We start from the raw sequence: 12,960 nt of genomic DNA, 5'->3' as shown, positions 1-12,960 counted from the left end.
GGGCCACGAGAACGAGGCGGGAGAGCTGAATGTTGGGTGGGATGCAGGATTTCGAGTTGCGGGTGCCGCGGCTGCTCGAGCATGCCGAGCGAGAGCATGGCAGCCGGGAACTCGTCAGCGTCTGGGCCGATGGCAAGGAGACCAGAACCAACTGGGCCGGTATCGCACGCGACGCCAGGAAGCTGTCACAAGCTCTTGAAAAAATGGGCTGCAAGCCCGGCGATCGTATTGCCACCCTGGGGATGAATCACAGCCGCCACCTCGTTGCCTGGTACGGCGCGATCGGCATGGGTGGGGTGATCCACACCATCAACCCGCGGCTGTTCGACGAACAGCTCGTCTACATCGCCAACCATGCGGACGACCGCGTGCTCTTCTACGACAGGGTGTTCCAGCCGCTTGTCGACCGGCTCAAGCCGCAATGGACCAGCATCGAGCATTATGTCGTGTTCGACCCGGATGAGTCAGAGGGGGAGCGGCCCGACGGCTTCGAGGCGCTGATCGCGCGGGAAGACGGCGATTATGTCTGGGTGGAGGGCCCCGAGCGCGATCCCTGCATGCTTTGCTATACCAGCGGCACGACCGGGAACCCGAAGGGCGTCCTCTACCAGCACCGCTCGACCATGATCCACGCCATGGCGGAGGTGGCGCCCTGGGTGTTCAACCTGTCGCCGCGCGCGGTGGTGCTGCCGATCGTGCCGATGTTCCACGCCGCCGCCTGGGGCCTGCCCTTTGCCGGGGCGCTGTCTGGCGCCAAGTTCGTCTATTCGGCGGTCAACGATGCCGTCGTCCTGTGCCGGCTGATGAACCAGGAGAAGGTGACCCATTCAGCGGGCGTCCCGACTGTCTGGCTGTCGATGTTCCAGCATATGGACGCGACGGGCGAGGAGCCGAGATATCTGCAGCAGGTCACGATCGGCGGATCGGCTGCGCCGCGCGCGATGATCGAGCGGATCATGGGCATGGGCGTGACGGTGAAGCATCTCTGGGGCATGACGGAGACCTCTCCGATCGGCACGGCAGGCTTCCCGCCAGCGCATTGGGACGAGATGAGCCTGTCCGAGCAACTCGATCATGTCTCGAAACAGGGGCAGATTCCGTTCGGCGTTGAACTGCGCGTCGTGGATGACGACGATGTCGTGCTGCCGCGTGACGGGCTCAGTTCGGGCCGCCTCCAGATCCGCGGTCCCTGGGTGGTCAAGCGTTACTTCAAGGCCGATGCCGATGCGGTGGACGCCGACAACTGGTTTGACACGGGCGATGTGGCCGTGCTCCATCCCGACGGCACGATGCAGATCACCGATCGAGCGAAGGACGTGATCAAATCCGGCGGCGAATGGATCAGCTCGGTCGATCTGGAGAACGCCGCCATGGGCTGCCCGGGCGTGGCCGAAGCCGCTGCGATCGGTATCTATCATCCCAAATGGGACGAACGGCCGCTGTTGCTGGTGGTCCGCAAGCCGGGCAGCGCAGTGACCCCGGCCGAGATCACGGCGCATCTGGCCAGCCATGTCGCTAAATGGTGGTTGCCCGACGAGATCGTCTTCGTCGACGACCTGCCCCACACTGCGACCGGCAAGCTGCTCAAGACCGCGTTGCGGGCGCGATTCAAGGACTATAAACTGGCGGCGGCCTGACGTCAGGCTGGGCGGTCGGCCCCCGCAAGGGCGAGATTGACAGTGTGCAGCTTGTCCTTGACGGCATTGGAGAAGCTTCGTTCGATTGCGCTGCGCAGCCCCTCATGATCGTTGAGGAAACGTCTCAGCGTTGGCGTCGAGGCGCACCAGAAGGTGCAGGGGCCAATCAGCGTGACGGTGGCGGTAGCGTCGTCACCGGACAAAATGGTTGCCTCGCCGATCAGATCGCCGGTGCGCCAGATGCCGACCTCCCGCGTCTGGATTGTCGCCCGGGCTTCGCCGCTGACCAGGTAGTAGAGATTGGCGATTGGCTCGCCCTCGCTTGTCAGCACGTCATTGGCCCGGCCGCGCAGCCACAGGCCGAGATCGATGAACTCACGTGCCGCGTCGCGCGGCAACGTGTGGAGATAGGTGCGGCGCATCACCTCCTCCATCGGGGTAAAGCGGATTCTCCTGTCCTTCCGGCGGTCTCGCCAAAGCTTGACGAGCCAGATTGCGAGCAGGACCAGCATCAGGCCGGCCGCCACATGATCGGCCCGCAGGATCGCGTCGGCCAGCATCGCGATCGCCGCAACCGCGATCAGCATCCGCATTCGCCGGGTCGTTCGCGCCAGCAGCGCGACGACGAGCAGGGCGTAGCCCAGCTGCAGAACCAGATTGTCCATTGAAAACATGCGTGCGCTCCCTCGTTGGAAAGCGACCCGACCAGCATCATGGGCAAAGCAGGCGCGGTGAACAAGCCCGGCTTGCGGGTGAAGCCCGACTGGTTCAAGTTCCCCGGCTGGTTTCAGGGAGTTGGCGCGTGGCGGACGAGGGCACGACGGTGGAAGTGGGGAGTGCGACGGGTGCGGTGACGCTGCCCGCCCGGCCCGAGGCACTACGCCTGTCGCCGAGCGAGACCGCCGTTGTCGTGATCGACATGCAGAATGCCTATGCCTCTCCGGGGGGCTATGTCGATCAGGCGGGGTTCGACATTTCGGGCGCCGCCGGCACCATCGGCAAGATCGCCACCGTGCTCGACACCGCGCGCCGCGCCGGCGTGCAGGTGATCTACCTGCAGAATGGCTGGGACCCCGATTATGTCGAGGCGGGTGGGCCGGGATCGCCCAACTGGCACAAGTCCAACGCGCTGAAGACGATGCGCAAGCGCCCCGAACTGGCCGGCAAGCTGCTCGCGCGCGGCGGATGGGACTATGAACTGGTTGAGGCGCTGAAGCCGCAGCCGGGCGACATCAGCCTGCACAAGACCCGCTATTCGGCCTTCTTCAATTCGCAACTCGACAGCACGCTCCGCGCGAGGGGGATCCGCAACATCGTGTTCGTCGGCATCGCGACCAATGTCTGCGTGGAATCGACCCTGCGCGACGGTTTCCATCTCGAATATTTCGGCGTGATGCTTGAGGATGCCACACATCACCTGGGGCCGGAGTTCATTCAGCAGGCGACGGTCTACAATGTCGAGAAATTCTTCGGCTGGGTTTCCACCGTCGCCGATTTCTGCGGCAGCTTCGGCCAGGCCCCCAAGGAGTAATGCGATGCCGTTCGAACCGATCAATCCGCCCCAGTTCCCGACCCCGATCGCACCCTATTCCGCCGGTGCCAGGGCCGGAAACACCGTCTACGTCTCCGGCGTGCTGGCGCTGGGCGAGGGCGGGGCGGTGCTGCATGTCGGCGACGTCGCGGCGCAGACCCGGCACGTGCTCGACGTCATCCGGATCACGCTCGAGGCGGGTGGCGCGACGCTGGCCGATGTAGCGATGAACCACATTTTCCTGAAGGACCTGGCTGACTATGCCGCGTTCAACGCGGTCTATGCCGAATATTTCCCCGGTGCGAAGCCGGCGCGCTACTGCATCAAATGCGATCTGGTGAAGCCCGATTGCCTCGTCGAAATCGCCAGCGTGGCGCATATCGGCTGATGGAGGCAGCCGGGCTCTGGTACGAATGGCATGGCGCCCAGGACGGGGAGGTACTCATCCTCTCGCCCGGAATGGGGGGCTCCGCTGCATATTGGGAGCCGAACCTGGCGGTGCTCGGTGCGCGCTATCGGCTGCTGCTCTACGATCATCGCGGCACGGGACGGAGCGACCGATCGCTGCCCGACGGCGTCACCGTCGCGACCATGGCAGCCGATGTGCTGGCGCTGATCGAGGAACTGGGGATCGGGCAGGCGCATTTCGTCGGCCATGCGCTGGGCGGACTGATCGGGCTCGAACTCGCACGGATATTCCCGGGGATCGGGAGGATCGTCGTCGTCAATGGCTGGGCTACTCTCGATCCGCACTTCGCGCGATGCTTCGAGACTCGGCTCGAACTGCTGCACAAGAGCGGGCCGGCAGCTTATGTCCGGGCGCAGCCCTTCTTCCTCTACCCGGCCAACTGGATATCGAAGAATGTCGCGCGCCTCGATGCGGAGGGCGCGCACCAACTTGCCCATTTCCCGACCGCGGAGATTCTCGAGAAGCGGATTGCGGCGGCCAGGGCGTTCGAACTGCCGTCCGATATCTCCGCCGACATCCTGCTGCTGATGTCGGAAGACGACATGCTCGTGCCATCACACTGTTCGGCGTTGCTTGCCGAGCGCCTGGGGGAGGTGACGCGCGTCGCGATGCCGTGGGGCGGCCATGCCTGCAACGTCACCGATCCGGATCGCTTCAACATCATCGTGCTCGATTTTCTGGGGAGCTAAGCACATGCAAGTCGGCGTTTTCGTGCCCATCAACAATAATGGCTGGCTCATCTCGGAGAACGCTCCGCAGTACAAGCCGAGCTTCGACATGAACAAGGAGATCGCGCTCAGCGCCGAGAAGCACGGGCTGGATTTCCTCCTGTCGATGATCAAGCTGCGCGGCTTCGGCGGCAAGACCGAGTTCTGGGAATATGGACTGGAAAGCTTCACGCTGATGGCCGGGCTTGCCGCCGTCACCGAGAAGATCAAGATCTACGCGACCTGCCCGACGCTCGTCATCCCGCCTGCCTTCGCTGCGCGGATGTGCAACACGATCGATTCGATCAGCCATGGGCGCTTCGGGCTCAACCTGATCACCGGCTGGCAGCGGCCAGAGTACAGCCAGATGGGCATGTGGCCCGGCGATGAGCATTTTAGAAACCGTTACCAGATGTTGGACGAATATGCTCACATTCTGCGCGAGCTTTGGGCCGAAGGCGTGTCGGACTTCAAAGGCCAATATTACCAGATGGAGGATTGCCGAGTCAGGCCGACGCCGACCGGCGACATGAAGATCATCTGCGCCGGGTCGTCCGATGACGGCCTCGCCTTCTCGGCGAAATGGGCCGATTATGCGTTCTGCCTCGGCAAGGGAGTCAACACGCCCAAGGCCTTCGCCTTCAACAATGATCGCCTCGCCGTCGCGACCGCAAGGACGGGCCGGGACGTCTCGGTCTTCGTGCTGATCATGATCATCGCCGCCGAAACCGACGAGGAGGCGATGGCCAAGTGGAAATCCTACAATGACGGGGTCGATATCGACGCGATCGCCTGGCTCGCGGACCAGGGCGCGGCTGACAAGCACAACCCCACCACCAATGTCCGCCAGCTCGCGGCGCCGGAGGGGGCCGTGAACATCAACATGGGCACGCTGGTGGGCAGCTATGCAAGCGTGGCGCGCATGCTCGACGAGATGGCGGAGGTGCCGAATACGGGCGGCGTGTTGCTTACCTTCGACGATTTCATCGAAGGGGTGGAAATGTTCGGCACCCGTATCCAGCCGCTGATGAAGTGCCGCGCCGGCAAGGCATGAGGGTTGTCAGGGAGAAGCCCGGGCCTCTTGCCGGCATTCTCATTCTCCTTCTGGCAACTGCCTCGGCTTGCGCGGAGAAGAAGCAGCCGGCGCCTGTCCCGCTTTATGTCGGCGGTCGTGTGGTTGTCGAAACGGATGGATCGATGCGCTTCGGTTGGCCGGGGGTCTATTTCGAGGGGCGCTTCAAGGGCAACGGCCTGACTGTCAGGCTTCGAAACGGAGCCGACCGGCTGCGCCTGCTGATCGACGGGGTCGAGAAAGCGAGCTTCGCACGGACCGGGCATGTCGATGCGCGAATCGATGGCCTTGGCGATAGCGAGCACAGCGTTCGCCTCGAAAAGCTCGGCGAAACCCAGGACGATGAGAGTCGCCTGTTCGGCATCTTCCCGGCCGGCGAGGGGGTTCCGCTCTCGCCTCCGGGGCGGACCGGCCGGCAGATCGAGTTCATCGGGGATTCCTATACGGTCGGTTACGGCAATGGGTCGCCCGGAAGGATTTGCACGACCGCCCAAGTGCGGGACACCACCGACACGCAACGGGCCTTTGGGCCAATCGTCGCGCGTCGACTGGGTGCGGACTATCGGGTCAACGCCTATTCTGGTTTCGGCGTGGTCCGCAATTATGGGGGAAGCCGACCCGGCGAGAGCATGCCGGGGCTCTACCAGCGCCTCATCCCGAAAGACCCGGCGCCGGTCGAGATCGATCCCCGTGGCTGGCATCCGCAGTTCATTGTCGTCAATCTCGGTACCAACGACTTCTCCACGCCTCTCCAGGCGGGCGAGTCCTGGGCGAGCCAGGCTGCGCTCCACACCGCCTATCGCGCGCGCTATCTCGGTTTCGCGCGCGACCTGATGGCACGCGAGCCGAACGCGCGGCTGATCCTGATGGGTGCCGACGCGTTCATCGCCGATGTCCGGCAGGTTGCGGACGAGCTCGGGAGCAAGGCGCCGGGGCGGGTCTCCACCGTCCATTTCGAGAGGCTCGATCTGGAGGGCTGCGACTGGCATCCCTCGCTGAAGGATCACAAGCATCTCGCTGACCTGCTCCAGGCGGAGATCGGACGCATTGCTGCGACGCCCGCTTATCAGGGGCCGTTTCGGGCCTTTGGACCTTGAAATTGCCATAGACTGGTTCGCTTGTTGGAGTTCCGGGGGCTCCTCAAGCGAGCGGGTAAGTCATGCGTCTTGTCTTCCTCACATCTCTGGCCCTCCTGACGGCGGGTTGCGCCGGTAGCGAGCAACCCAAATTCAGGCATGGGCGTCCTCCGGGGGGCTTCCATGGCGGCGGCGCTGAAAGCGCAGGCGCGCACGGGCGACTGTTCATCAGCCCGATGGGGGAACCGTTCCGCAGTGAACGTGGCGGCATCGATCCGCAGGACATCTGGTTCCAGAATGCCGATACGGATCATGACGGGGCGTTGAGTCGTGCTGAATTCTCGAAGGACGCGTCGCGTTTCTTCGCCGTGCTCGATCGTGGCCATGATGGCGAGATCGATCCCGACGACATCGAATATTACGAGACCGTGCTGGCGCCCGAGATCCGTGTCGGCGGCGGGGATGGCGGGGGCGGCCGTTTTTCGGGCAGCGGCGGCGGCCGGAGCGGAGGCGGGCATCGCGGCGGGGGCGGCGGCGGTGGTAGAGGCGGTGGTGGTGGGCGTCATGGCGGTGGCGGCGGAGCCGATTCTAGTCAGAGCAGTACTCAGGGCAGTGGCGAGACCCGGGTCACCTATGGCAAGCAGGGCGCGGCGCGTTACAGCTATTTCGACTTTCCCGAGCCGGTGACGATCGCCGACACGAACTTCAACCGCGGTGTCGATCCGGCAGAATTCCAGCACGCCGCCGATGTCCGCTTTGCGATGCTCGACAAGAATGGCGACGGGAAGATCGAGCGTAGCGAATTGCCGCGACTGTCGACTGGTCCGTCCCGTGGCAATGGCCGGCCGGGTGCCGTGCGGGTGCCCGCTGACGAGGCGACTGAGGGCCGGCCCGGCGGTGCCCCCTGAAACGATGAAACGGGATCAGGACTCGCTTTTGCGTCGGTCGCCCTTGCGGCGCTCCTCGCCGGTATAGAGCGGGTCCTGTTCCTTGCGGCGGTCGCCGGCGCGCTTGTCGTTCGACGGCCGATCGTTCGAGGTCGTTTCTGCCACCAACTCCTCCCATTGAAAACTTGTCCGCAATGATAGAGACGCTCGTGATCCGAGGAGAAAGCGGCGCCGGCGAATAAACTCCTGTTTCCGCCAATGGTCATATCATGAAGACCGCTAAGGCGAAGTTAAGGCGATGAAGACGGCGTGGACCACATTGTCACGACATTGTGGCAGTCAGTCGAACAATTCACCCTGACGACCAGGCGGCGGGCGGAAGAGATCGGTACGAAGCTGTTTCCATTCGCGGACCAGGCCATGTTTGCGACATGCGATTTTGAAGCGTGTCCTCAACAGTTCAGCCCAGGGGCCACTGCCGCGCATCCGGCTATGGAATTGCGGATCATTGTCGCGCCCGCCCCGGATCGACTGGATCGTCGCCATGACCTTGCCGGCGCGATCTGGAAAATGTTCGTCAAGCCACGCCCTGAACAGTGGCGCCACTTCATAGGGCAGGCGGACCGGCAGGAAGGTGACGCCGTACGCGCCAGCCTCGGCCGCGCGCTCGATCAGATGCTCAAGCTCGTGGTCGGTGATCGCCGGAATGACCGGCGCGATCGAGACATAGGTCGGGATGCCCGCGTCGACGAGCTTGCGCACAGCCGCGAGGCGCCGCGGCGGGGTAGGGGCACGGGGCTCGACCGTCATCGCGATACGCGGATCGAGCGATGTGATGGACACCGCCACTGCCGAGAGCCCCCTTGTGGCCATTGGCGCCAGCAGATCGATATCGCGGACGACCCGGTCGGATTTGGTGGTGATCGTCAGCGGATGGCCGGTTTCGGACAATATCTCGATGCATTGCCGCGTGATCCGCCAGTCGGCCTCGATCGGCTGATAGGGGTCGGTGTTGGTCCCGAACGCAATCGGTCGAACGACATAGCCGCGCTTCGCCAGTTCGGCGCGAAGCAGTGCAGGCGCGTCCGGCTTGGCGAACAGCCTGCTTTCGAAATCCAGGCCGGGTGACAGGTCGTGGAACGCATGAGTCGGTCGCGCGAAGCAGTAGATGCAGCCATGCTCGCAGCCGCGATACGGATTGATCGAGCGGTCGAAACCGATGTCGGGCGAGGTGTTTCGGGTAATGATCGTGCGCGGTTTCTCGACGGTTACGGTGGTGCGTAACGGGGGAGGCCCTTCGTCGAGCAGTTCGCGGTTGTCGAGCCAGTCGCCATCCGCGTCCCGCTCGGGCAGGTTGAATCTGACGCTTTCCTGGTTTTGCGTCGCGCCGCGGACGGGACGGGATTTTGCCATTGACTGAGGGTAGTTCATCGGTAAGAACATATCAAGAACAAGGAGGCGATATGGCGCGCTTGAATTATGTGGAGCTACCGGTGGCCGATGTCCCGGCGGCTAAAGCCTTTTATGCGTCAGCCTTTGGCTGGACCTTCACCGATTTCGGGCCCGCATATGCCGCAACCACGACGGGGGACACCGATCTGGGCCTTGACGGTGATACGGCGCAGCATACGGCGCACCTGCTGCCCGTGATCGAGGTTGACGATCTCGCAGCGGCCGAGGTCACGGTGGTCGCCGCAGGCGGAACCATCACGATGCCGATCTTCGCCTTTCCGGGCGGGCGGCGCTTCCATTTCCGTGATCCGGCTGGCCATGAACTCGCGGCGATGCAACCGGATGCCGACACGGCATAGCGCGTCTGGCGTGTCGCCTTCGGGCGACATATGGTCGGCTCGGTATCGAACTGGCGTCGGGAGGGCAGGAACATGAAGATCGGGCTGTATGCGCTGGGGCTGGCGGCGATGGCGGTCCCGTCGGCGGGCATGGCCGCCGACCGGGTGGTCGATGTCAGCAGCGTGAAGAATGTCGCCGCGCTTCTCCAGGAGGCCGGGTACAAGGCTGAGATCAAGAAGGGCAACGACGGCGGCAGCTATATCGAGAGCGGCGCCAACGGCAGCGGGTTCCAGCTGACATTCTATGGCTGCACCAATGACGCCGGCTGCAATTCCTTCGAATTCTACAGCTATTTCAAGAAGGAGCCCTTCTTCTCGGTCGCCATGGCGAATGAGTGGAATGCGAAGAAGCGCTTCCTGAAGGTCACCATCGACGATGACGGCGACCTTGCCGAATATCTCTACGTGTCGGCACTGGGCAAAATGACCTACGACAATTTCAAGGACTATATCGACTGGTACGCGTCGATGGATTCGGATCTTTCCGGTTTCATAAAGGAGAAGCGCGAAGCGGCGGGGGGCGTAAAGCCGAAAGGCTCGACCAGCTGAGCCCTGTCAGCGTTCAAGCAGGCGCGGCATCAGCTCGACGAAGTTGCAGGGCCGGTGGCGGCTGTCGAGCTGGTCCTTGAGGATACCGTCCCACCCGTCCTTCACCGCGCCGGTCGACCCAGGCAGCGCGAAGATATAGGTGCCGCGGGTGACGCAGGCGCAGGCACGTGACTGGATGGTTGAGGTGCCGATCGTCTGGTAGCTGAGCCAGCGGAACAGTTCGCCAAAGCCGGGAATGGGTTTGTCCTGGACCCGCTCGATCGCCTCGGGCGTCACGTCCCGCCCGGTTACGCCGGTCCCGCCGGTGGTGATGACGCAATCGACCTGCGGTTCATCGATCCAGGCGTGGAGGCGGCTGACGATCGACGAGACGTCATCGGTGACGATGGCGCGGTCGGCAAGGATATGGCCCGCTGCCTTCAGCCGCTCGACAAGAATGTCTCCCGACCGGTCGTCGGCGAGGCCGCGGCTGTCGGAGATGGTGAGCACCGCGATCCTGACCGGCAGGAAGGCGGCGTTCTCGTCAATTGGCACTGGCGACCGATGCCGGGACCGATACCGAGCTGATGGCCTTGAAATTGGTGGACGAGCCCGGATTCAGCGCGCTCGAACTGAGCCGAACGGCGCTTGCGCCGGCCATGCCGGGGAAGCGCGGCCACAGGCCTTGCGACAGGGCGACGCGGCTGGGCGAATTGGGCTTTCCGGTCTGCCCCTCATACATCCAGTAGTTGCGCAGCACGGTGATGACGTAGCCGCGCGTCTCCCAATAAGGGATCGATTCGATATAGAGCAGCGGATCGCCGCCATCGCGAGCCTGGGCGTTCCATGCCTCGACCGGGACCGGGCCGGCATTATAGGCTGCGATCACCTTGGGCAGCAGGCCGCCCGTGCACGCCTGGTCGCGCAATTGCTCAAGGTAGCTCTGGCCGACTTCCATGTTGGTGCCCGGATTGCTCAGCGCCGAGCGATCGAAGCTGCGGCCCTGCTTGCGCGCGATATCGGTCGCGGCGCCGGGGCGGACCTGCATCAGGCCATAGGCGCCGGCCGGGCTGACCACGTCGGTGCGGAACCGGGATTCCTGGAGCGTGTGGGCGAACACCAGGGCCTTGTCGACACGCCAGCCGCCATCGGGCGTCCAGTTCGGCGCGGGATAGCGCGATTCGACCGGCGGCGTCGCCCCGACCGGCCCGTTATGCGAGAGCCAGACGACGGTGCTGGGCAAGTTGAGCGCACCGGTCAGCCTGACAAGCGCCGGGAATTCGGAGGTGTCGCCGATTCGCGCCTGCTGGCGGATCACCGCGTCGGCAAGACCATTCTCGCCGATTTCGACCAGGGCCGCGGCGACCCGGATGTTCGGGCGGCGGGCTAGCGTCTGCCAGTCATTGGCGAGCAGGGTATCGGCCTGCCGGGCGGCGGGATCGTGAATGCCGAGCGTCTGGCGCGCGAGCAGGCCGTAGAAAGTCTCGCGATACTGGGCTGCGTTCTTCAGCCGGCCTTCGACGAGGTCGGGGCGGCCGCACTGCATGTCGGCGCGCGATGCCCAGTACAGCCCGGCCGCGCGAAGCTCGATATCGCTGGCGCGCGCGGCCACCCTGGTGAAGCCTTGCCCGGCTGCGGTGCAGTCGCGCTGCCGCCACGCGGCGAGTGCCGCGACCCAGTCGCCCTGCACGGCCCAGTCGCCGGTGCCGGTCGAGGCCTTGGTCGCCATCGCGCGGGCATTATTGTCGTCGCCCGCCAGGAAATACATCCAGGCGACCTTTTGCTGCCACTCGGTCAGCGCGTCGGGCGACAGGTTCTGCATCGATTCGAGCAGTGCCTGGGCGGAGACGCCGTCATCGGCCTTCACGAAGGGCTGCATGCGGATCGCGAGCTCGCCGGCGATCATGTCGCTCTTGATGCTCTTGGCGCGCAGGCGGGCAGGGGCGCCGTCGATCCAGGTGAGCTTGCGGGCCTCGGGCAGCGGCGGCAGGCCGACGGCACCACGCGAGCTGGCCAGCACCGCGATCTGCTGCGCCTGGGGCAGTTCAGGCGCTTCGCTCAGCAGCTTCATCAGCGGATCGAGATCGGCCTTGGGCGAACCCTTGGCAGTGAGCAGTTCAGCGCGGGCAAGGGCGTGGAGCGGCCCGGGCTTCATCGAATCGAGCTGAATTTGCGCGTCCAGCCATTTCTGGCCGCGGATGCTCTGGAACACGGCGCGGTAGCCGGCGCGCTGCTCAGCATCGAGCTGATCGGGTACGATGCGGCCGGTGGCGGGCGTCGAGCCGATGCGCTGGGCGTCGGCGGCATGTGCGGTGCCCAGCGGTGCCAGCGCAAGCGTGCAGGCCAGGATGAATTTCGCGGTCACGTGTCCAGATCCCCGATCAGCATCTGCAAATCTTTCCATGCTTCGGCTTTGGCGGCCGGTCGCTCGATCAGGAAGCGGGGATGGAAGCTCGCCACCGCCTGTGTCGCGACGTCGTTGTCCCCCGGCGGCCCTTTTCCGCCACCAAGGTTAATGCCGTGTAAACTACCCCGCATGCGGGCCGCATCCGCCCCAAGCAGGGCACGGCTCGGCGCGTTGCCCAGCAATAACAGCCGCTTCGGCGCAGCGAGCAAGACGTGATGACGGGCGACCTGGTTCAGCCGTTCCTCGATTTCGGGCGCAACCCGCCCGGCGACGGGCCGGCTCGCGCAGACCGGTACGAGATAGATCGAGCCCCGGTCCCGCCCGATCGCGGCGAGCATGCGATCGAACAGCCGCCCGGCCGGGCCGCTCATCAGGATACCCGAATCTGCATCCTCGCGTTCCGGCAGGTCGATCAGGACCATGATGTTGGAAGAAGAGGGCCCCTGTGCCGCGAGCGGCTGGCCGGGCCAGTCTGCCTCGGGCGCTTCGGGCCCGAGGCGCCACGCCTCGAAGGCCGCCAGCGTGCTCGGCAGAGGCCGTGCGACGACCGGTGCTGCCGCTACGGCTTGAACGCGTCTGACAGGTTTCGGCGGTTCGACCGGTGCCAGCCAGTCGCGTGGCGACTCGTCGATCGAGGCGTCGACTCCGGCGTCGCGCCACCACTCAAGCGCGCTCGCTGCCGCCGTTCGCCAATCGATATGCTGGTCCGCCCCCATGATGTTCCTATAGAGTCGTGTGTTGACGGCGCGGTCAATTCGCTGGCACCGCTGAATGGACAGGACGTTGCTGTGGCGCG

15 protein-coding genes are annotated in these 12,960 nt (G+C 64.6%); 9 read left to right on the top strand and 6 right to left on the bottom strand.

Translation table 11 applies throughout. The features are described from left to right. Window positions 1-29: 29 nt before the first annotated feature. Window positions 30-1,637: a long-chain fatty acid--CoA ligase gene (locus tag P0Y59_06905; GenBank protein WEK01402.1), complete on the top strand. Its 1,608-nt coding sequence runs from the start codon at window positions 30-32 to the stop codon at window positions 1,635-1,637. 2 nt (window positions 1,638-1,639) lie between these two features. On the opposite strand, the gene P0Y59_06900 is transcribed toward P0Y59_06905, so the two are convergent. After that, entirely contained in the window at window positions 1,640-2,311 is a 672-nt protein-coding gene (locus P0Y59_06900) for a cyclic nucleotide-binding domain-containing protein (protein ID WEK01401.1), read from the bottom strand. Between the two features lie 128 nt (window positions 2,312-2,439). On the opposite strand from P0Y59_06900, the gene rutB reads away from it, so the two are divergent. From rutB to P0Y59_06870, 6 genes are all read left to right on the top strand, one after another. Beyond that, window positions 2,440-3,168: a pyrimidine utilization protein B gene (gene rutB, locus P0Y59_06895; protein ID WEK01400.1), complete on the top strand. Its 729-nt coding sequence runs from the start codon at window positions 2,440-2,442 to the stop codon at window positions 3,166-3,168. A gap of 4 nt (window positions 3,169-3,172) precedes the next feature. Beyond that, window positions 3,173-3,556: a pyrimidine utilization protein C gene (rutC, locus tag P0Y59_06890; GenBank protein ID WEK01399.1), complete on the top strand. Its 384-nt coding sequence runs from the start codon at window positions 3,173-3,175 to the stop codon at window positions 3,554-3,556. Next, window positions 3,553-4,326: a pyrimidine utilization protein D gene (rutD, locus tag P0Y59_06885; protein WEK02521.1), complete on the top strand. Its 774-nt coding sequence runs from the start codon at window positions 3,553-3,555 to the stop codon at window positions 4,324-4,326. The genes rutC and rutD overlap by 4 nt, the downstream gene beginning before the upstream one ends. Window positions 4,327-4,330: 4 nt before the next feature. After that, window positions 4,331-5,398, top strand: coding sequence for a pyrimidine utilization protein A (rutA, locus tag P0Y59_06880; protein ID WEK01398.1), 1,068 nt, complete (start codon window positions 4,331-4,333; stop codon window positions 5,396-5,398). A 50-nt stretch (window positions 5,399-5,448) separates the two neighbouring features. Continuing rightward, window positions 5,449-6,513: a GDSL-type esterase/lipase family protein gene (locus tag P0Y59_06875; GenBank protein WEK02520.1), complete on the top strand. Its 1,065-nt coding sequence runs from the start codon at window positions 5,449-5,451 to the stop codon at window positions 6,511-6,513. 215 nt (window positions 6,514-6,728) lie between these two features. After that, on the top strand, window positions 6,729-7,400 hold the full coding sequence (locus tag P0Y59_06870) for an EF-hand domain-containing protein (GenBank protein WEK01397.1): 672 nt from the start codon (window positions 6,729-6,731) through the stop codon (window positions 7,398-7,400). Between the two features lie 15 nt (window positions 7,401-7,415). Here the strand turns inward: P0Y59_06870 and P0Y59_06865 are convergent, their stop codons facing one another. Both P0Y59_06865 and P0Y59_06860 read right to left on the bottom strand, forming a co-directional pair. After that, window positions 7,416-7,544 (bottom strand): hypothetical protein, encoded by a 129-nt coding sequence (locus P0Y59_06865; GenBank protein WEK01396.1) that lies wholly within the window; start codon window positions 7,542-7,544, stop codon window positions 7,416-7,418. Between the two features lie 174 nt (window positions 7,545-7,718). Next, window positions 7,719-8,792, bottom strand: a complete 1,074-nt coding sequence (locus P0Y59_06860) for a PA0069 family radical SAM protein (GenBank protein WEK01395.1) — start codon at window positions 8,790-8,792, stop codon at window positions 7,719-7,721. Between the two features lie 50 nt (window positions 8,793-8,842). Between P0Y59_06860 and P0Y59_06855 the strand changes: the two genes are divergently transcribed. Beyond that, window positions 8,843-9,190 (top strand): VOC family protein, encoded by a 348-nt coding sequence (locus P0Y59_06855; protein ID WEK01394.1) that lies wholly within the window; start codon window positions 8,843-8,845, stop codon window positions 9,188-9,190. A 72-nt stretch (window positions 9,191-9,262) separates the two neighbouring features. Further along, the gene (locus tag P0Y59_06850; protein ID WEK01393.1) at window positions 9,263-9,778 is read left to right on the top strand and encodes a YbjN domain-containing protein; all 516 of its coding nucleotides are present in this window, start codon (window positions 9,263-9,265) and stop codon (window positions 9,776-9,778) included. A gap of 6 nt (window positions 9,779-9,784) precedes the next feature. On the opposite strand, the gene moaB is transcribed toward P0Y59_06850, so the two are convergent. The 3 genes from moaB to P0Y59_06835 all read right to left on the bottom strand — a co-directional run bounded on the left by moaB (window position 9,785) and on the right by P0Y59_06835 (window position 12,880). After that, window positions 9,785-10,312: a molybdenum cofactor biosynthesis protein B gene (moaB, locus tag P0Y59_06845; GenBank protein WEK01392.1), complete on the bottom strand. Its 528-nt coding sequence runs from the start codon at window positions 10,310-10,312 to the stop codon at window positions 9,785-9,787. Beyond that, window positions 10,302-12,044: a lytic transglycosylase domain-containing protein gene (locus tag P0Y59_06840; protein WEK02519.1), complete on the bottom strand. Its 1,743-nt coding sequence runs from the start codon at window positions 12,042-12,044 to the stop codon at window positions 10,302-10,304. The genes moaB and P0Y59_06840 overlap by 11 nt, the downstream gene beginning before the upstream one ends. A 74-nt stretch (window positions 12,045-12,118) precedes the next feature. Further along, window positions 12,119-12,880, bottom strand: coding sequence for a uracil-DNA glycosylase (locus tag P0Y59_06835; protein ID WEK01391.1), 762 nt, complete (start codon window positions 12,878-12,880; stop codon window positions 12,119-12,121). Between the last annotated feature and the right edge of the window lie 80 nt (window positions 12,881-12,960).

Origin of the sequence: Candidatus Sphingomonas phytovorans (genome assembly GCA_029202385.1) — a bacterium.
GTDB lineage: Bacteria > Pseudomonadota > Alphaproteobacteria > Sphingomonadales > Sphingomonadaceae > Sphingomonas > Sphingomonas phytovorans.
Note: the sequence above shows the minus strand (reverse complement) of the source record. Positions and strands in the feature narration are given on the sequence as shown.

What these genes read in the sequence shown, in the direction of transcription:
- P0Y59_06905 (WEK01402.1), top strand. Translation starts at nt 30, where the DNA reads ATGTTGGGTGGGATGCAGGATTTCGAGTTGCGGGTGCCGCGGCTGCTC.
- P0Y59_06900 (WEK01401.1), bottom strand. Translation starts at nt 2,311, where the DNA reads ATGTTTTCAATGGACAATCTGGTTCTGCAGCTGGGCTACGCCCTGCTC.
- rutC (WEK01399.1), top strand. Translation starts at nt 3,173, where the DNA reads ATGCCGTTCGAACCGATCAATCCGCCCCAGTTCCCGACCCCGATCGCA.
- rutA (WEK01398.1), top strand. Translation starts at nt 4,331, where the DNA reads ATGCAAGTCGGCGTTTTCGTGCCCATCAACAATAATGGCTGGCTCATC.
- P0Y59_06870 (WEK01397.1), top strand. Translation starts at nt 6,729, where the DNA reads ATGGGGGAACCGTTCCGCAGTGAACGTGGCGGCATCGATCCGCAGGAC.
- P0Y59_06860 (WEK01395.1), bottom strand. Translation starts at nt 8,792, where the DNA reads ATGGCAAAATCCCGTCCCGTCCGCGGCGCGACGCAAAACCAGGAAAGC.
- P0Y59_06855 (WEK01394.1), top strand. Translation starts at nt 8,843, where the DNA reads ATGGCGCGCTTGAATTATGTGGAGCTACCGGTGGCCGATGTCCCGGCG.
- P0Y59_06850 (WEK01393.1), top strand. Translation starts at nt 9,263, where the DNA reads ATGAAGATCGGGCTGTATGCGCTGGGGCTGGCGGCGATGGCGGTCCCG.
- P0Y59_06835 (WEK01391.1), bottom strand. Translation starts at nt 12,880, where the DNA reads ATGGGGGCGGACCAGCATATCGATTGGCGAACGGCGGCAGCGAGCGCG.